At 37.4% G+C, this 17,595-nt stretch carries 20 protein-coding genes; 15 read left to right on the forward strand and 5 right to left on the reverse strand.

Annotated elements, in window-relative coordinates; translation table 11 throughout:
* A complete protein-coding gene (locus MKX65_RS07620) occupies positions 1-390 on the reverse strand; it encodes a DUF7147 family protein (RefSeq protein ID WP_160545697.1) in 390 nt (129 codons plus the stop codon).
* Between the two features lie 154 nt (positions 391-544).
* Here MKX65_RS07620 and MKX65_RS07625 point away from each other — a divergent pair, with 154 nt between their 5' ends.
* A complete protein-coding gene (locus MKX65_RS07625; protein WP_340903098.1) occupies positions 545-1,147 on the forward strand; it encodes a hypothetical protein in 603 nt (200 codons plus the stop codon).
* Between the two features lie 151 nt (positions 1,148-1,298).
* Here the strand turns inward: MKX65_RS07625 and MKX65_RS07630 are convergent, their stop codons facing one another.
* Positions 1,299-2,798 (reverse strand): transposase, encoded by a 1,500-nt coding sequence (locus MKX65_RS07630; RefSeq protein ID WP_340902990.1) that lies wholly within the window; start codon positions 2,796-2,798, stop codon positions 1,299-1,301.
* Positions 2,799-3,241: 443 nt separating this feature from the next.
* On the opposite strand from MKX65_RS07630, the gene MKX65_RS07635 reads away from it, so the two are divergent.
* The 3 genes from MKX65_RS07635 to coaD all read left to right on the forward strand — a co-directional run bounded on the left by MKX65_RS07635 (position 3,242) and on the right by coaD (position 5,217).
* A complete protein-coding gene (locus MKX65_RS07635; RefSeq protein WP_340903100.1) occupies positions 3,242-3,862 on the forward strand; it encodes a stalk domain-containing protein in 621 nt (206 codons plus the stop codon).
* A 292-nt stretch (positions 3,863-4,154) separates the two neighbouring features.
* Positions 4,155-4,718, forward strand: coding sequence for a 16S rRNA (guanine(966)-N(2))-methyltransferase RsmD (rsmD, locus tag MKX65_RS07640; RefSeq protein ID WP_160545695.1), 564 nt, complete (start codon positions 4,155-4,157; stop codon positions 4,716-4,718).
* Positions 4,719-4,731: 13 nt separating this feature from the next.
* Positions 4,732-5,217 carry a pantetheine-phosphate adenylyltransferase gene (gene coaD / locus MKX65_RS07645; protein ID WP_160545694.1) on the forward strand — a complete coding sequence of 162 codons (486 nt, stop codon included), beginning with the start codon at positions 4,732-4,734 and terminating at the stop codon, positions 5,215-5,217.
* Between the two features lie 36 nt (positions 5,218-5,253).
* Here coaD and ylbJ read toward each other — a convergent pair whose 3' ends face one another.
* The gene (gene ylbJ, locus MKX65_RS07650; RefSeq protein WP_340903102.1) at positions 5,254-6,468 is read right to left on the reverse strand and encodes a sporulation integral membrane protein YlbJ; all 1,215 of its coding nucleotides are present in this window, start codon (positions 6,466-6,468) and stop codon (positions 5,254-5,256) included.
* 209 nt (positions 6,469-6,677) lie between these two features.
* Here ylbJ and MKX65_RS07655 point away from each other — a divergent pair, with 209 nt between their 5' ends.
* A complete protein-coding gene (locus MKX65_RS07655; protein ID WP_160545693.1) occupies positions 6,678-7,460 on the forward strand; it encodes a patatin-like phospholipase family protein in 783 nt (260 codons plus the stop codon).
* Positions 7,461-7,466: 6 nt separating this feature from the next.
* Positions 7,467-8,495, forward strand: coding sequence for a SepM family pheromone-processing serine protease (locus tag MKX65_RS07660; RefSeq protein WP_160545692.1), 1,029 nt, complete (start codon positions 7,467-7,469; stop codon positions 8,493-8,495).
* Between the two features lie 9 nt (positions 8,496-8,504).
* Here the strand turns inward: MKX65_RS07660 and MKX65_RS07665 are convergent, their stop codons facing one another.
* Complete coding sequence (locus tag MKX65_RS07665; protein WP_340903105.1) at positions 8,505-9,731, reverse strand: nucleotidyltransferase; 1,227 nt, start codon at positions 9,729-9,731, stop codon at positions 8,505-8,507.
* A gap of 164 nt (positions 9,732-9,895) precedes the next feature.
* Between MKX65_RS07665 and MKX65_RS07670 the strand changes: the two genes are divergently transcribed.
* From MKX65_RS07670 to MKX65_RS07685, 4 genes are all read left to right on the forward strand, one after another.
* Positions 9,896-10,420: a YceD family protein gene (locus tag MKX65_RS07670; RefSeq protein ID WP_160545690.1), complete on the forward strand. Its 525-nt coding sequence runs from the start codon at positions 9,896-9,898 to the stop codon at positions 10,418-10,420.
* A gap of 84 nt (positions 10,421-10,504) precedes the next feature.
* Complete coding sequence (gene rpmF, locus MKX65_RS07675) at positions 10,505-10,678, forward strand: 50S ribosomal protein L32 (RefSeq protein ID WP_023615018.1); 174 nt, start codon at positions 10,505-10,507, stop codon at positions 10,676-10,678.
* An 87-nt stretch (positions 10,679-10,765) separates the two neighbouring features.
* Positions 10,766-11,533, forward strand: a complete 768-nt coding sequence (locus MKX65_RS07680; RefSeq protein WP_160545689.1) for an enoyl-CoA hydratase-related protein — start codon at positions 10,766-10,768, stop codon at positions 11,531-11,533.
* 110 nt (positions 11,534-11,643) lie between these two features.
* Positions 11,644-12,222: an RsfA family transcriptional regulator gene (locus MKX65_RS07685; RefSeq protein ID WP_160545688.1), complete on the forward strand. Its 579-nt coding sequence runs from the start codon at positions 11,644-11,646 to the stop codon at positions 12,220-12,222.
* Between the two features lie 50 nt (positions 12,223-12,272).
* Here the strand turns inward: MKX65_RS07685 and MKX65_RS07690 are convergent, their stop codons facing one another.
* Positions 12,273-12,737, reverse strand: coding sequence for an N-acetyltransferase (locus MKX65_RS07690; RefSeq protein WP_160545687.1), 465 nt, complete (start codon positions 12,735-12,737; stop codon positions 12,273-12,275).
* Between the two features lie 248 nt (positions 12,738-12,985).
* On the opposite strand from MKX65_RS07690, the gene MKX65_RS07695 reads away from it, so the two are divergent.
* From MKX65_RS07695 to MKX65_RS07715, 5 genes are all read left to right on the forward strand, one after another.
* Positions 12,986-14,320 (forward strand): acetyl-CoA carboxylase biotin carboxylase subunit, encoded by a 1,335-nt coding sequence (locus MKX65_RS07695; protein WP_340903109.1) that lies wholly within the window; start codon positions 12,986-12,988, stop codon positions 14,318-14,320.
* Between the two features lie 15 nt (positions 14,321-14,335).
* Entirely contained in the window at positions 14,336-14,548 is a 213-nt protein-coding gene (locus MKX65_RS07700) for an acetyl-CoA carboxylase biotin carboxyl carrier protein subunit (protein WP_160545685.1), read from the forward strand.
* Positions 14,549-14,585: 37 nt separating this feature from the next.
* Positions 14,586-16,121, forward strand: coding sequence for a carboxyl transferase domain-containing protein (locus tag MKX65_RS07705; protein WP_160545684.1), 1,536 nt, complete (start codon positions 14,586-14,588; stop codon positions 16,119-16,121).
* Positions 16,122-16,231: 110 nt separating this feature from the next.
* On the forward strand, positions 16,232-17,134 hold the full coding sequence (locus tag MKX65_RS07710; RefSeq protein WP_160545683.1) for a 2-dehydropantoate 2-reductase: 903 nt from the start codon (positions 16,232-16,234) through the stop codon (positions 17,132-17,134).
* Position 17,135: 1 nt separating this feature from the next.
* The gene (locus MKX65_RS07715; RefSeq protein ID WP_160545682.1) at positions 17,136-17,525 is read left to right on the forward strand and encodes a DUF3397 domain-containing protein; all 390 of its coding nucleotides are present in this window, start codon (positions 17,136-17,138) and stop codon (positions 17,523-17,525) included.
* Positions 17,526-17,595 lie beyond the last annotated feature (70 nt).

Here is a 17,595-nt window from a genome sequence, read left to right on the forward strand (position 1 = left end):
TTATTGTAGTGGAGCGATATAATGATTTAAACGCAAGATGCCTATTATATATTGATAGAATAATTCCTTTTCCGAAAAATCAGTAGAAGGTTTTACATCAAATTGAATAATTTCTTTCCTATATTCACTAGCTAACTTTTCAAATAACTCAAAACGCTTGTTTTTTGTCACATGTGGATTCGGAATTCCTTCACGACAAACATACAGTGGTTGGAAGTTGCCAGGATCAGTGGGCTTTAAAACAACGACTAATGAAGTGACTGATCTTTTATTTATTTCTGTATGTAACGCCATGAAATGCATGAGTCGATGTTTATTTGCTTTAGCAATTTCTAGTAACTCGTATATATCTGAATAGCCCTCTCCTAATTCAATAAACCTCTGGATCAATGAAATGACCTCCTTTTTTTGTATATGGACTTGCAGAGTGGTGTCGAACTAAGTCAAATTTCGTATTTCTTTCAAAAATACTGTGTGACGTGATTCTCTCTATCTGCTATTGTAATGGTAAGAGATTTAAGAGATTTTAACAAGGGGAATGGATATGTGGAAGATACCGTTCACATTTTTTATCATATTATCAGCTGTTATCAGTGGCTTGTTATTTTGGCAATGGGATGCCTATTCAAAAGAACTTGAACAGCCTGCTGACATGGAGAATGCGAATCAAAGGATTTCTATTCAAACAGAAACAGACATATTAGTAATCACGCAAAAGCTAAGTGGTCTTACAGGAAAAAAGGAAATTCCTTTTGTACTTCCTAGTGAAGTAATTTCCTGGAAATGTCTTCTTGAGGATGGAAGTGAATGTGGAAGACAGGAAGAAAGTGAAACATCACTTAAACCTGATAGTAAAGGAAATATCCAAATACAATTCACACTACCGATAAAAGTAAATGAAAAAGCCTTTCTTTTTAATCAATGGTTAGCTTCGTTTTCAAATGTACAAGTGACTGAAACAAAGGTCGAGCTTATCGATTCAACAAAAAGAAATGGAACATGGGTAATGGGTATTCCCTTAAAAGGAAACAAAAAGCTTGATCTTATTGATTATTATGTATTTGAGGGCCAATTAGCTAATCCCTCCCTTTATTGGCAGGCTGATTCTTTATTACAAGAAGAAGTCGACAGCAAGCTTATGATTTAATAGACTCTCGGAATAACTAAGTCATTTTTATGGGATTTGTAAAAAAATAACTGGAAATTAGCTTCGATTCGATGAAAATTCCTTTTTTTCATTTCCTTTTTCAAAAAAATGCATACCAAATAAGCCTTGCTTATAAAATTTTTAAAAATGATTAAGCAGACTTTTTAAAAATGACATTTTCGAGATTCAGCTTTTCTTTTTTAACGTCGTACCAAGCATCAATATGTTGGCACATCATAATGGCATAAGTCCGAATGTACCACATTTTCGTGGAACGATGACGACCTAATTCTAAATGATAATCAACCTTTTCACGTTTGTTCGACCGTTCTACAGATGTACGACGCTTATAAGTTAGCTTCCACTTTTCAGACGTTCTCGGAGTCTTAGTAAACAACCGAAGGTTGTCCTTCCGGAATGTATGAAATGTTCGACCGTATTTAGCTTTAGAACAGGGATTCTCACAAGTAATTTTTGTGCCGCATGCGAGTGGACATCTCCATTTCTGCCGGTTTTTGGATTTATCAAAACCATTGGGCTTCATTTTTAACCCTGCAGAACAAATTGGTGTCCCTTCGGGAGATATTTGTATATCGCTTTCAGTGCTGAAATTTTTCTTGGTTCGAACATTCAGATCAATGAAAGGCTCGATATTATAATGATCTAGCAATTCATAAATAGGTTCCGCATCATGAGCAGCATCCAAGAGAATCTTACCAATTGTGCCCAAGGTAGTGCGTTGCGAAAATTCAATAGAACTGGCAACAAGACTGACAGAATCATGCCGGGAAGCTGGTTGAAGTCTTGGATACAAGGGTAGGTCGTATCGACTGTCGCTAGTGGATAACATGTAGAGATGGTATCCGTTGAAGTAGCGTTCCCGTGAACTGTCCCACCCTGAGTCGATGTCAGGTTGGGAATAATGACGAGGATGGTTACAATTCGTTAGTCCTTGGGCACTGCATTCACAAGTACGCTTGCTTCTTGGAAATCTAGCCGTTTCAATCGGGGTACCGTCTCCGACAACCCCTAGAGCGTCCAAGTCTCCGAGTAAGCCTAGGTTCGCTGATACATGGAGAAATTGAGATTGAAATAATTCAAATAATCGATCGCTTGGCAGCACTTTTTTCTTAGCATCATAACGAAAAAAACGATCGATTAACTTTCTAACTATACCTGGACTTGATGGGGACGCTTTTTCGCCTTTCTTGGGTTTCTTCTTTTTCTTTTTTTGGCGTTTCGGTTTGATATTGGGTTTTATATTAGCGTTATCCCTTCCCCATAAACGGTGGAAAAAATCGTAGAAAGTCCCTATACCAGGAACTTTCCCCGGTTCAAAGCCACTCATGATGGCATAGAAAGGCACTCGATACAATTCATCAACCCATTCAGTAATACTGAGAGTTGGTTTAGCCAAAAGAAGCAAAAGGTAAGAGCGCATCATAGAAGACGGATCACGAGGCTCCGGACCTTTATTCGAATAAGAGCTCCGAAGCCACGAGGTAATCTGAGAAAGGTCAGTGATCCATAACTTGTAAATAATGGGCCAATCATTATTTACAATAGTAAGGACGTTACCAGAGTAATGCTTTCTTAATTGTTCTAAAACGAAGTTTTGGTAATCTTCATGACTAACGACAGTTGGCTTCACCTCAACACCCCAATTCACGGTTTATAAGGAAATAAATCCCTTCGCCGGCGATTATTGTGGTGTTTTCAAAAAGTCAAGTATTTTCGACAAAAAAATCAACAAAATTTCACTGAGGAATTTCCAATTCTTCTTATAAAACGTGAAACATCCCCCTACTAAAAGTAGGAGGAATCAAATAAAAATGGTACAAGAAAATCCTTGTACCATCTAACTCGGCGAATGCCGAGAGTCTATTTTACTCCGAGGAGGAGGGAAATCTTCACCCAATATTTAACTCCTTAAAGCAGATCTCTAACAGACCTCATGTATCTGTGATAATAACCAACGAGCTACAAGAGGGCAATGGCAACGGAATAATGATTACTCGTCCAAACATAAAACCAGAAATGATAGAAAAGAAACTACTTTACTCATTATTAAAATTAAAGTTTGAGAATCTTCCGATGGAACAAAGCTGGTTAGTTGATCTTCATGTGTCCTTGTTATTAAACATGGAAAGCCAAATTTCTAAAAGTAATCAAGCAATCCAAGAATTAAAATCGAAGCTGACTGAAAAGGAGTTAGAGAGCTATCTCCAAACGTTTTTGTCAGAGGAAACACTTTATACTCCTCCATATTTAGATGAAGTACTTGCAGGTGTAATGGGGAAACGAACAAGCTTCTTTGATGAAAATAAAAATGAAGACACGAAATTGATTCCGTTATATTTCTTAGAAAAGAGAAATATTTCTGTAAAGGGTAAAGTTCAGAAGAATCTTCACATTATTTATATGGGAGATCAAAAACTTTTCCCATTTGAGGAGACGTTATCATCCCTAGGTTTTCAAGTAAAGGTTCTTTCTGATCATGAGACCTTATTGCTTACAAAGGGACTAAATAGTTATCGCTTTTACGTTAATCAAAATATCTTTATTTATAATGAAGAAGACTATGGACTGTTAGAAAATCCACTGACGATGATTAATGATACCATTTATATTGATTATCAATGGTTAACCTCATTGTTTAACATACAGATTGATGAGGATGAGAATACGGTTTATCTGAAGGAATCAACCCATTAAAAAAAGAAAACCCTGCAGAAAATTTTCTGCAGGGTCCTTCTATATCCTACTGGATAGAAGGCAAAGGGAGAGGAGAAACCGGAGGAAGAACTTATGGGGAAACGTAAGTCTTCTCCGCGGTTGGCAACAACATCTCGAATAGATGTTGTTATTTACATTATTTCCACTCCTTGGATGGATATACACGAAAAAACGATATTTTCTTTATAAGTTACAACTATTGGCTTCATAAGGACATTATGATAGGATAAGAAGGAAATTTACATGATTATGAATTGATAGTGGTGAGACAATGAGGGTTGTATCTGGTGAATATAAAGGGATAGCATTGAAAGCGGTTCCTGGAAACTCAACAAGACCTACTACAGATAAAGTGAAAGAATCGATTTTTAATATCATAGGGCCTTATTTCAATGGTGGAATAGGACTGGATTTATTTGCTGGTAGCGGTAGTCTTGGGATTGAAGCGCTGAGTCGCGGAGTAGAAAACGTAATTTTTGTCGATCGTGATGGAAAGGCAATAGCTACAATTAAGGAGAACCTACAAACATGTGGGTTATTAGATCAATCAGAAGTATATAGAAACGATGCGGATCGAGCTTTAAAAGCAATAATGAAAAGGGAGATCAAGTTTGACTATATTTTTCTTGATCCTCCATATAAGAAACAACAACTTGAGCACTTGCTTGAAACCATACAAAATGAAAAACTCCTTACGAATAATGGAATTATTGTTTGTGAACACTCAAAGGATGTTGTCCTTCCTGTTGAGGTTGGAAGTTTGCAGCAAATGAAATTTGAGAATTATGGGATCATATCTATTTCAATTTATGCACTTAAATCGGAAGAAGAATAGGGAGTGACATCTTATGGCAAGTATTGCTGTTTGTCCAGGGAGTTTTGACCCGATTACATACGGCCATCTAGATATTATTACACGAGGTGCTAAAGTATTTGACGAGGTTTTTGTCGTAGTCTTAAGTAATTCATCTAAAAAACCTTTATTTTCAGTTGAAGAACGTACGGAAATGATCCGAGAAGTCACAAAGCACTTGCCGAATGTGAAGGTCGACTCATTTCAGGGGTTACTTGTGGATTATGCTAGTTCAGTCGGGGCAAGTGCCATTATTCGTGGATTACGAGCCGTTTCGGACTTTGAATATGAAATGCAAATCACTAGTATGAATAGAGTTTTAAATGACCAAATTGAGACATTCTTTATCATGACGAATAGTCAGTATTCTTTCTTAAGCTCAAGCATTGTAAAAGAAGTAGCAAAATACAAAGGGAAAATATCTGAATTGGTTCCACCTCTAGTAGAAAAAGCACTAATGGAGAAGAACACAGTCAAATAAATACATAAGAAAACGAGCACCTAGAAGTGCTCGTTTTCATTTTACATTTAATCTTCTTGTATAAACAAAAATATAGATTACTAGAGAAACAATGGTCACGAGTGGACCGATTTGTGCTAGGTAAGAGTACGTGTTTAAAGCCCAAGATCCTGTTTCTAGGACAGACACGGGTATGGCGTTTGAGGGCTGATCACTTTTTGCCAGTCCTTCATAAACGGTTCCCCATAGCAAAAAGGCATATATTGCAGCAAAAAAACCATGCATAATACGAGCAATAAAAAAAGGCTTAAACGCAATATCGGTTTGAGAGGTGATACTTGCTACTTGTGCCTGTACACTAAATCCGCTAAAGGCAAGTATAAAACTAGTAATAACCGCTTGTTGCATAAGGGTTGCTTCCTGAACCTGACTAGTTAGCTGACTTCCCAAGGTAATCTCAAACAATCCAGAAATATATGGAATGCTTAATACATCGGGTAAATGCAAGCTTACAAGGATAAATTCAACAAACTGTCCTAAAAAAGCGGTGATGTGTAGATGGAACAAAAGCTTGTTTATCACTGAAAATAATATGATAAATCCGCCAATCATAAGTAATGTCTGCACAGATGACATAACGGCATCACCGAGCATACGGCCTAAAGGTCTCTGTTCTTTCAATCTTGTACGATGCAATTCTCTTAATGCGAGAGTAATAGAGAATTTTTGCTCCTTGGTACGTTTTTTCTCCTCCGTGTCATTTCCGTAAAATCTCATAATTAACCCAACCGTAATATTGCCTAAATAGTGCGCTAATGCCAATAGAAAGCCGAGTTTTGCATTTCCAAAAAAACCAATGGAAACAGCTCCAAATATAAAGAGGGGGTTAGAGCAATTCGTAAAGGAAACTAATCTTTCTGCTTCTATTTTAGTTAATTGTCCTTCCTGTCTTAATCTAGCAGTGAGTTTAGCTCCTGAAGGGTATCCAGATGCCATCCCCATTGCCCAAACAAAGCCTCCTACACCAGGTACTTTAAATAGTGGGCGCATCAGGGGCTCTAATAATACTCCGATAAACTTAACAACTCCAAAACCTATAAGCATTTCTGAAACGATAAAAAAAGGAAGCAAAGAAGGAAAGACAATCTCCCACCACATGTCTAAGCCACGAATTGATGCATCAACAGATTCTTGTGGGAATGCTATCAACGAAATGGCCATTAATGTTACGGATAGTGCTAATACTACGGTTTTTAGTCTCGATCGAAACACACCTATATCCTCCCTTGAAGGTGAACTTACTGTGCAAGTATGGAAAGAAGTGATAAAATATGAGAAAAGTGGGGACCCCTACATGGAAGGTTACAAATACGGATTTCTTTAATAGGTCTTGTCCTCATAAATCAATATACTCATACAAAATGAAAATAGACCATAAGATTAGAATGTGTAACACAATCTTTTTAAAGGGGGAGGAGTACTTGTCTCGTCCGAAAATTGGATTAGCACTTGGTTCTGGTGGGGCAAGAGGCTTTGCCCATTTAGGTGTAATTAAAGTGTTACAAGCTGAAGGAATCCCTATCGATTTTGTTGCTGGAAGCAGCATGGGGGCACTTGTCGGCTGTTTTTATGGTGCAGGATTAGATGTAGAGAGGCTATATAAGCTTTCTAAAGCATTTAAAAGAAAATATTATTTAGATTATACTGTACCCAAGATGGGCTTTGTTGCTGGAAAACGAGTAAAGGAGCTTATCCGAGTATTTACTCATGGAAAAAATATTGAAGAATTAGACATCCCTGTTGCAGTGATAGCGACTGATTTAATGACTGGTGAAAAGGTCGTTTTCAGGCAGGGCCCAATAGCTGATGCAGTACGGGCTAGCATCTCTATTCCTGGAATCTTTGTGCCAGAAAAGCATAATGGTCGCTTACTTGTAGACGGGGGCGTTGTTGATCGAATTCCGGTTTCTGTCGTGGAAGATATGGGTGCAGATATTATTGTTGCGGTTGATGTTAGTCCAGTAAAATCCACAGCAGAAATTACAACAATTTATGATGTGATTATGCAAAGTATTGACATTATGCAAATGGAGCTCGTTTCAAATCGGGAAGTAAAGTCTGATATTATGATTCGTCCTCCTGTACAAATGTTTAATTCTCGCGCGTTTACAAATATCGAAGAGATTATTGCAATTGGTGAAGAAGAGGCTCTAAAAACCGTACCGAAGATAAAAGAGCTGCTAAGTAATTGGAAGGGGTACTAGAATAAAATGAACAAAAAATGGATCGGGCGTGCTGTACTATATACAATAGCCATCGCTTTACTAGTCGGCGCCTTTTTTTCACTACCCTATTATATAACAAAGCCCGGAATGGCAAAGGAACTCGAACCTATTATTGAGGTGGAAGGTGGGTACAAGGAAGAAGGGAGCTTCATGCTTACTACGGTTGTCATGGGGCAAGCAAATATATATACGTATTTGTTAGCAAAAATCAGTGAGTACCAAGAAATCTATCCTCTATCAGCCATTCGAGCGGAAGAAGAAAGCGATGAAGAATATAAAGTTAGGCAGTTGCATTCAATGTCAACCTCTAAGCTTGCAGCTATTGAGGTAGCTTATAAAAAAGCGAATAAACCGATTTCATTTGAATATAATGGAGTTTATGTATTAAGTGTAATGGATGGAATGCCTGCGATGGGGCAATTAGAGCCTGGTGATCGTATTTTTCAAGTAGATGAACTTAACTTTAAATCTTCAGAAGAGTTTATTACCTATGTAGGTGATAAACAAGCAGGGGATACAATCACTTTATATTTTGAACGTAATGAGAAAGAAGAAAATGTTACTCTTCCATTAAAAGCATTTGAAGCTGATCAAACAAAGGTTGGTGTAGGAATTGGTTTAGTGGATGATAAAGAAATTATTGTGGATCCAGAGGTTACAGTTGAGACGAGTGATATTGGAGGCCCTTCAGCGGGACTCATGTTCTCTCTAGAAATATATAATCAATTGGTAAAAGAGGATTTAACTAAAGGATACAATATCGCAGGGACAGGAACAATCGATGTAAACGGAACAGTCGGACGTATCGGAGGCATTGAACAAAAGGTAATTGCTGCAGATAAAGCAGATGCTGAAATTTTCTTTGCCCCAAATGAAGATGGGGCTGCGAATTCAAACTACTTAGCAGCTGTCCAAACGGCAAAGGATATTGATACAAAGATGAAAATCGTTCCAATTAATACATTTGAAGATGCAATAACGTATTTAGAAGCATTAAAGCAAAAAGAAGAATAGCCTCCCGAGCTATTCTTCTTTTTTTGTAATGAACATAGGCGCACTCTTATAGTCTAAGGATAAAGCAATGTGACGATAGGCTTTCTCGAATCCGAGTGCATATGTTTTAGCCGCCTTAATATCAAGCTCAATCTCTTTTCCTTTGTAGGAGGCAAGTCTTGAGACAATTGGTAGGCTACTGTGCTTTTTCCACTTGTTTAAATACTGCCTTCCCAAATCTGTCATCCCGAGTAGGCATAGATAGCTAGCACGGTCGCTCAGGTCTCGTATTTGCTCTTTACTTGTATTTGTTAGAATATGAACGCAAAGCCGTTGCAAACGTGTCCATGTATATCTTTTTGTTTTTAGCAACGTCATAAACTCAGAAAATGAACTAGCTTTTTCAACCAGTTGTAAGATTCGATTTTCAATGCCTTCTTCTACTTCGTAAATTTTAGCAAGATCATTTTGATCAGTTGTTAATAAACGATACTGAAGAAGTGGCCAAAAGTTTTCCCATTGAAGAAATTGCCCGAACTGTCTTTTATAGTCCACAAGTTCAGTGTAGGTTGTGTTAGGGACATAAGAAGAAAGTTCATCCAATTGTCCATTATTCGTAAAGATAGATTTACGAATGCTTGTTGCACTTGCAATATGGGTGGACGATAATTCTTGATCATGATAATCCGCATTTTTTCTGGCTACCGTAAGCGGTGTTAAGCTTAGGTTTAATTCTTCAATTGCTCGAATATATTGAAAGCCAAGAATATTGTTTGGTTTTGAAAGGTCCATCATCTGACTGGAGGGTCTAAGCTCTTGGAAAGCGGAAGAAGTTGCTCTTGGATAGCTCATTCCCTCATCCATATTCTTTTTGATATGATGGTCAAACGTTTCTTGATGGGTATTTATAAAATTTAGTGTAGAATAAAAGTCTTCTAAATGACCCGATTCGCTACCAAAGCAGACATAATCACAACCTGAAGCAGCTAAAATGTCAATCGCTCCACGAGCAAAAATCTCTGCCTTTTGTGTGGCAAAAGCGTAAGGAAGTTCAAAGACAATATCAACTCCACCTAATAAAGCCATCTTAGCGCGTTGCCACTTTGATAATAGGGCAGGTTCTCCACGTTGTAAAAAGGGACCGCTCATGACAGCAATGACCACATCAGCACCTGACAATATCTTTGATTGTTCTACATGGTAGAAATGTCCGTTATGAAATGGGTTGTACTCAACTACTACTCCAACAGCCTTCATAAAAAACTCCTTGATTTTATTGTGAAAAATAAAGATAATAAGCAAATAATGCTTTTTTACGATTAAAAACAGTGTTTAATGTCTACATTATAGTGTAAAGAAAAAATATTGACAAATAATTATATGAAAGCTATAATTACCTTTGTTGCCTTGAGGTGATTCGTATGAAATGGACATTAAGTCAGTTACAAAAATATCGAAGCAAGGACTTTCCTGTCGATGAAACAGTTAATATGGAAGAGATTATAAAGATTGATCCAACCATACGTCGCGTATCACCAATTCGTGTGACGGGACGAGCTGATATAGATTCGTCAAAAGTAACCTTTCATTTAAAAATAAAGGGTTATCTCGTGTTGCCTTGTTCTCGTACGTTAGTTGACGTGAATTTTCCAATTGATGTCGAAACAACAGAAACTTTCCTCTTAAAAGGACTCGATTATGAGCTTGAAGAGGAAGTTCATCAAGTAAAAGGTGAAGTGATTGATCTTTTACCGGTCATACAAGAAATCCTTTTGCTAGAAGTGCCTATGCAAGTATTTTGTGAAGACTACACTGGGACGGATGGTGCTCCTCAATCGGGTAAAGATTGGGAAGTTATTCATGAACAGGAGAAGCAGGATAAGATTGATCCTCGTCTAGCAGGACTTGCGAAATTACTGGATCAAAATGATCCTTCTTCACAATGAATGTGAAGAAGACAAGAAACATTTGAAGCTCGAGGAAACTTGGACTTCATAACTTTCTTAATACTCTTTAAGGAGGTGGGAAGAATGGCTGTACCTTTTAGAAGAACATCTAAAACTGCGAAAAGAAAGCGTCGTACTCACTTTAAACTACAAGTACCTGGTATGGTAGCATGCCCAAACTGTGGTGAAATGAAACTTGCTCACCGTGTATGTAAAGCTTGTGGAACATACAAAGGAAAAGAAGTTGTAAACGACTAATTTGATTGGCGTAAGCGTCTTACTTAATAGTAAGGCGCTTTTTGCATTTTTTTATTTTTTACTCTTTTATCTGCTGGAGGGATTCTTTTGGTTTATGAGATTATTGAATTAAAAGAAGGATTTTTACAATTTGTTATCAAGAGGCATGAAAGAAGAAATGCAGTGAATTTTGAAGTGATGGATGGGCTTCAAAAAGCTATCGATACCGTGAAGAAATCCAACCATCTAGGACTGGTTGTAACAGGTGAAGGAGATAAAGCCTTTTGTTCTGGTGGAGATTTGTCTGTTTTTCATAAATTAAAGACTGAGGAAGAAGCATATGCGATGCTCTCTCGAATGGCAAACATACTGTATGACTTATTTATGCTTCCTAAGCCGACCATTGCATTAATAAACGGAATAGCAATCGGTGGCGGGTGTGAAATTGCTGCCGCATGTGATTTTCGATTTGCTCATTCTGGTGCCAGAGCTGGATTTGTACAAGGAAATCTAGCCATTACGACGGGGTGGGGTGGGGGGACGATGCTCCTTGAGAGGATGTCTTCTAGTCAAGCTCTATCAATGCTAATGAAAGCAAAAATATACGAAGCTTCGGAATTAAAAGAAATGGGATTTATTGATTTTATGTATGAAGGAAGTCATTTGGAGGGCCTACGGTCTGGATTAGAGACGATGCCGTCCATAGAGACAGATGTGCTTCAAGCCTATAAGCAAATTGTTCTTAGTAGAAGAGACCCACTTAAGTTGAAGGAGCAAGTGTTAAGGGAAGTTCGTCAATGTTCCATTCTATGGGAAAAGGATGCCCACCATGAGAAGGTGAACCGTTTCATTAACAGAAAAAATAGTAATATATAAACATTTTTTACGTTTAAAAGAGAAATTGTTACGAAACCTCTTACATTATCAGTCTATCTTTCCTAGTAGAAGCATATGAATGAATAAAAAACACTAGGAGGGATTTGACAATGCCAACAAATCGTCAAGATGCTTGGTCACAAGATGAAGATTTGCTACTTGCAGAAGTAGTTTTACGTAATATTAGAGGAGGTGGAACACAGCTACAAGCATTCGAGGAAGTAGGAAAACAACTTTCAAGAACCGCTGCTGCTTGTGGATTCAGATGGAATTCATACGTACGTAAGCAATACAAATCTGGAATTGAAATAGCAAAAAGACAGAGAAAAGAACTTAAGAAGAATGCTATTGCTCCAAGTGAGTTTGAGGAATTGGAAGAAAATGAATTGAATGAGCAACCTGCTGTAGAAGTAACACAGACTAGCTCCTTTCAAATAGAGTTCAATGATCTTGTTACATTTTTAAAGGAACTGTACGAGAAAGCAGATTCAAGTCAAAAGGAAGAGCATGATAACTATAAAAAGCACATTCAAGAATTAGAAAAACAGCTTTATTATTTAGCGGCAGAAAATGAGAAGCTTGAAAAGGAACTAAAGCTCATGGAACAAGATTATAAAGCGCTTATCGATATTATGGAGAGAGCTAGAAAGATGGTAGTATTACACGAAGAAGACCGGCAGAAAAAATAAAGAACAAACAGATAAAGCGGACAAATGTCCGCTTTTCTATTTGTTCGCTACTATTCCTTTTCCAGATCGGTTGACCATATTAATGGATTTTCTCCAAAGTCACGTCCGAGATCGTACTCAACTGGTTGAAAGCCCATATGAATCCAAAATTCTCTTGAATTTACTCTTGGGTTTGTCTTGATTGGAAGACCGATATTTTTCGCAAATGCTACTAATGCAGAACCGTACCCTTTGTGTTGGTAATCTGGTAAAACTTCAAGCTTCCAAAGCTCTAAATAGTCACACGGTGGAACAAAGTAGCGGTTGTATTTTGCATCCACTTGATATAAGCTCATACGAGCTACAAGCTTATCTCCAAAATAAATTCCGTAAAAAGGAGATTCACTATCGTTCTCTATAATATTTGCCTCTAAATCTTCTACCATCGAGAGCTCTTGTAATCCATATTCCTTAAACTTTTTAAACTCTTCTAGCGTTTTATAATTTACTTTTAGTTTTTCAACCTTGTACCCCATATAGCTTCCCCCTTGTCTTGTTGCAGTGAAATTCGTTTTATTTTGTATAAGTTTATTTCCCCTTGAATAAACATGAATGGAATCTTCACTACTGCATATGAACTAGACTTGCTTTAATTATATAACAAATTAACAAAAAATTCTGCTTTATTATTTACGAAAACGCTTTCAAAATTTGAAGGATATTGGCTTGCTCATGAAGAAATGATTTTAGATGCCTAAATGTCCAATTAGAAAGGGGAACAATGATGCAAAAGATTCTAATTGCTAATCGGGGAGAAATAGCTTCAAGAATAATTAAAACATGCAACAAAATGGGTATACAAACCATTGCTATTTATTCAGATGCCGACAAGGATTTACCTTTTGTATCTGAGGCAACCACCTCCTATCGAATAGGTGAAGCTCCTGTCGGAAAGTCTTATATGAATCAGAAAGCAATATTAGATGTTGTTAAAAAAGAGAAGGTTGACGCTGTTCATCCTGGGTATGGATTCTTATCTGAAAATGCTAGCTTTGCTGAAATCATTCGAAAAGAGGGTACTATTTTTATTGGTCCAAATTCCAAAACTATACAAATGATGGGAGATAAGCTTCTTTCACGTAAAAAGATGTTGGAAGCAGGAATTCCTGTTGTACCTGGCAGTAATGAAGAGCTTACGACAGAAGAAGAGGCAGTAGCAGCAGCTAATTCTATAGGTTATCCTGTGATCTTAAAAGCAAGTGGAGGTGGTGGTGGGATCGGAATGGTTCGGTGCGAGGATGAAAAAACTCTACGTAAAAACTTAGAAACTACCAAAAAAAGAGCAAAAACATATTTTGCAAATGAAAAAGTTTATGTTGAAAAGTACATACAATATGCACGACATATAGAAGTCCAGATCTTTGGTGATAAGCTTGGTAACATCGTTCATTTATTTGAAAGGGATTGTTCGATTCAGCGTCGCCATCAAAAGGTGGTAGAAGAATCACCTTCTCCATTTTTAACAGAGGGTGCTAAAGAGAAAATGCTACAGGCGGCTGTCCGGGCAGCAAAAGCAGTAGGGTATGAGAATGCTGGAACTGTGGAATTTATCGTCGATGAGGAAGAGAATTTTTATTTCCTTGAGATGAATACGAGATTACAAGTAGAGCATCCGGTTACAGAAGCTATTACTGGCATGGATCTTGTAGAATGGCAAATTCTCGTAGCGAGGGGAGAAATATTGCCGTATAAGCAGGAGGAGCTTGAATCAAAAGGGCATGCCATTGAGTTTCGATTATATGCAGAAGACCCTGTGAGCTTTTTGCCTTCACCGGGGCATATTGAGGTATTGGATTGGGGGAAAGGTGATACGAGAGTGGACTCTGGATATAAAGAGGGTGTAGTGGTAACTCCATTTTATGATCCAATGATCGCGAAATGTATTGTTCATGGGGAAAACAGAAATGAGGCTATTGAGAAAGCATCTGGTTTTTTTAACCAACTTCAAATTCAAGGAATTAAAACCAATGCTCCATTATTTAAGCATATTATAAACGATGCTGATTTTAAAACTGGAAAGTATTTTACTAATTACCTATCAGTGAAAAAATTTAACTAACAAGGGGGAGTTTTTATGTTACAAATTACTTCAACAATGGCTGGGACTATTCTTCAAATCAACATATCAGTTGGGGATCAAGTAGAAAGAAATCAAGAAATGGTTATCCTGGAATCAATGAAAATGGAAATTCCTGTGGAAAGTCAAGAAGCAGGGATAGTGAAGGAAATAAAGGTTTCTGAGGGTGATTTTGTTAATGAAGGGGACGTCTTAATCGTATTGGAATAAAGGGTAAATTCCATGAACCAGCCGAGGAGGGATAAAGATGGAGAAGCATTTTTCGGAACAATTAGGGAAAAGAATTAGGAAGATTGAAGAAGGTGGTCAAAGGAAATATCATGAGAAACTTGAGGAACAAAAAAAGCTTTTTGTCAGAAAAAGATTAGAGCTATTATTCGATGATGGCCTATATGAAGAGGATGGGAAGTTTGCCAATTGTCAAAAGGAGGAACTTCCGGCAGATGGTGTCATTACAGCTCTAGGGAAGATTAAAGGGCGAACGGTTTGTGTCATGGCCAATGACTCCACGGTGAAAGCTGGTTCATGGGGAGCTAGAACGGTAGAAAAGATTATTCGAATTCAGGAAGTGGCTGAGAAATTAAAGGTTCCACTTCTATACTTGGTCGATTCCGCAGGGGCTCGGATTACTGATCAACTTGAGATGTTCCCAAATCGTCGTGGAGCAGGGAAAATATTCCACAATCAAGTAAAGTTATCAGGGATGATCCCTCAAATTTGTATTTTGTTTGGTCCATCTGCAGCAGGTGGGGCTTATATTCCTGCTTTTTGTGATATTGTGATTATGGTCGATGGTAACGCCTCGATGTACCTTGGATCACCGCGTATGGCAGAAAAGGTTATTGGTGAAAAGGTCACATTAGAAGAGATGGGTGGAGCAAGGATGCATTGTTCAGTCAGTGGCTGTGGGGATGTACTCGCTCAAAGTGAAGAGGATGCCATTGAAAAAGCTATCACCTATTTACAATACTTCCCTCAAAACTATCAAGCGGCGCCAAGTATAATCAAAGCCGTGGATGTGAAATTTGAAAAGCATCTGGAGGAGATCATACCCTCAAATCAAAATGCACCATTTAATATGTATGACTGTATCAATACATTGGTGGATGAAGGAAGCTTTTTTGAAATTAAAAAGCTGTTTGCAAGCGAACTTATTACCGGATTGGCTAGGATGAATGGTAGGGTTATAGGGATTATAGCCAATCAGCCAAAGGTAAAAGGTGGTGTCTTGTTTATTGATTCAGCTGATAAAGGAGCAAAGTTCATTCAATTATGCGACGCCTTTCATATCCCGTTATTGTTTTTAGCAGATGTTCCAGGCTTTATGATAGGTACAAAAGTAGAAAGGGCTGGAATTATTCGTCACGGAGCAAAATTGATTGCTGCTATGAGTTCAGCTACCGTTCCAAAAATCTCCGTCATTGTTAGAAAAGCTTATGGTGCGGGACTATACGCGATGGCTGGCCCCGCATTTGAACCTGATTATTGTGTTGCGTTACCAACAGCTCAAATTGCTGTCATGGGTCCGGAGGCTGCGGTAAACGCAGTGTACTCGAATAAAATTAATGAAATCTCTGATCCAAAGGAGCGTTTAGCTTTTGTGAAACAGAAGCATGAAGAATATAAAGAGCATATTGATATTTATAAATTAGCTTCTGAATTAATCGTGGATGACGTTGTAGGAGCAAATGATTTACGTCATGTATTGATTCAGAGATTTTCAATGTATGAAACAAAGGATGTTGTATTTAGTAATAGAAAGCATCCGGTGTATCCGGTGTGAGTAAAGACCTCTTTTTGGAGGTCTTTTTTGATACGAATGACCTTTCTAATACCTTCTTTCAATTTCTTCTGGTAAACTAATAGTAATATTGACGCATCGAGGGAGATAGAATGAAAATTGCGATCATTGGCGGTGGAGCAGTAGGTCTTTTGTTTTCTTCTTACTTACAAGAAGAAAATGATGTAATCCTTTACACGAGGTCAGAGGATCAGAGTGAAAGTATACGTACGAATGGTATAGTAAGGAAAAACGGTGAAGAATCTATCTGTTTGCCCATTAACGTTCGACCGATTAGTGAATGGGACGAAAATGAAATTGAACTTGTGATTCTTTGTGTGAAGGAATATATGTTAGAAGAAATAGTAAAGGATCTATCGTTTCCTAAGAATTTACCACTATTGTTTGTTCAGAATGGAATGGGACATTTATCTCTTTTGAACAAAATAAATACAAGGTCCCTATTTATAGGTTCCGTTGAGCATGGAGCATTAAGAATAAATAACCATTCCGTGAGTCATACAGGGATAGGGGTAACAAAACTAGCAATTCTTCGTTCGGTTGAAGGAGACCTGTGGATTCTTGATGAGCTTGTCTTACAGTCCATCAAGAATTTTCCGGCTCAATTCGAACAGGATTACATGTTCATGCTGACAAAAAAGCTCGTTGTGAATGCAGTAATTAATCCTTTAACCGCTATTTTAGGTGTTACCAATGGAAGTCTATTAACAAATAAATACTATCAAATGCTATTTGAACAGTTGTTTGATGAGGTTTGTCTGGCACTGAGTTTAGACCCTCATGCATATTATGAAAATCTTGTTCACGTGTGTAAAAATACAGCAAAAAACGAGTCTTCTATGCTGAAGGATGTAAAAAATGATAGAAGGACAGAAATTGATGCCATTCTCGGGTACGTGCTTGAGGAAGCAAAAAGAAAGGACATAGAAGCGCCGCTCACTTTAGCCTTTTATCATTGTATTAAAGGAAAAGAAATAAAGGGGGAGAGGATGTAAAATGGGAAGCTTTTTTGCTACAGTGTTTGCCACATTAGTGACTGTTCCAATTATAGGTTATTTTATTGTTTTTGTTATTGCTAAACAAATGACAAAAAAACATAGAAAAGCAGTTCATATTGCGTTGGATTTCTCTACAGTACTTTTTATCCTTTCTGTTCATTATCTTATTGTTACGATCTGGGACTTTTCATTATTCTGGCTTATTCTTATTTTAATGATTGTCATGGCTATTCTATCTTTGCTCCTTCAGTATAAATTAAATGAAGAAGTTGATTTGAAAAAAGTATTTCGGGGATTTTGGAGATTTAATTTCTTATTGTTTTTCTCTGCCTATATCATATTAATATGCGTAGGTATCTTTTTAAGTGTGACAAGATCGATTTCGTAATTGATTGCTTAATGAAAATGCAAAGGTTTTTATTTTCCATTAACACAGTGCTATACTGAAGATTAGAAAT

The sequence above is a fragment of the Robertmurraya sp. FSL R5-0851 genome (assembly GCF_038002965.1).
GTDB lineage: Bacteria > Bacillota > Bacilli > Bacillales > Cytobacillaceae > Robertmurraya_A > Robertmurraya_A beringensis.

Excerpts from the sequence above, each read along its gene's own strand:
- MKX65_RS07625 (WP_340903098.1), top strand. The coding sequence starts at position 545 with ATGTGGAAGATACCGTTCACATTTTTTATCATATTATCAGCTGTTATC.
- MKX65_RS07635 (WP_340903100.1), top strand. The coding sequence starts at position 3,242 with ATGGAACAAAGCTGGTTAGTTGATCTTCATGTGTCCTTGTTATTAAAC.
- rsmD (WP_160545695.1), top strand. The coding sequence starts at position 4,155 with ATGAGGGTTGTATCTGGTGAATATAAAGGGATAGCATTGAAAGCGGTT.
- coaD (WP_160545694.1), top strand. The coding sequence starts at position 4,732 with ATGGCAAGTATTGCTGTTTGTCCAGGGAGTTTTGACCCGATTACATAC.
- MKX65_RS07660 (WP_160545692.1), top strand. The coding sequence starts at position 7,467 with ATGAACAAAAAATGGATCGGGCGTGCTGTACTATATACAATAGCCATC.
- MKX65_RS07665 (WP_340903105.1), bottom strand. The coding sequence starts at position 9,731 with ATGAAGGCTGTTGGAGTAGTAGTTGAGTACAACCCATTTCATAACGGA.
- MKX65_RS07670 (WP_160545690.1), top strand. The coding sequence starts at position 9,896 with ATGAAATGGACATTAAGTCAGTTACAAAAATATCGAAGCAAGGACTTT.
- rpmF (WP_023615018.1), top strand. The coding sequence starts at position 10,505 with ATGGCTGTACCTTTTAGAAGAACATCTAAAACTGCGAAAAGAAAGCGT.
- MKX65_RS07685 (WP_160545688.1), top strand. The coding sequence starts at position 11,644 with ATGCCAACAAATCGTCAAGATGCTTGGTCACAAGATGAAGATTTGCTA.
- MKX65_RS07690 (WP_160545687.1), bottom strand. The coding sequence starts at position 12,737 with ATGGGGTACAAGGTTGAAAAACTAAAAGTAAATTATAAAACGCTAGAA.
- MKX65_RS07695 (WP_340903109.1), top strand. The coding sequence starts at position 12,986 with ATGCAAAAGATTCTAATTGCTAATCGGGGAGAAATAGCTTCAAGAATA.
- MKX65_RS07700 (WP_160545685.1), top strand. The coding sequence starts at position 14,336 with ATGTTACAAATTACTTCAACAATGGCTGGGACTATTCTTCAAATCAAC.
- MKX65_RS07705 (WP_160545684.1), top strand. The coding sequence starts at position 14,586 with ATGGAGAAGCATTTTTCGGAACAATTAGGGAAAAGAATTAGGAAGATT.
- MKX65_RS07710 (WP_160545683.1), top strand. The coding sequence starts at position 16,232 with ATGAAAATTGCGATCATTGGCGGTGGAGCAGTAGGTCTTTTGTTTTCT.
- MKX65_RS07715 (WP_160545682.1), top strand. The coding sequence starts at position 17,136 with ATGGGAAGCTTTTTTGCTACAGTGTTTGCCACATTAGTGACTGTTCCA.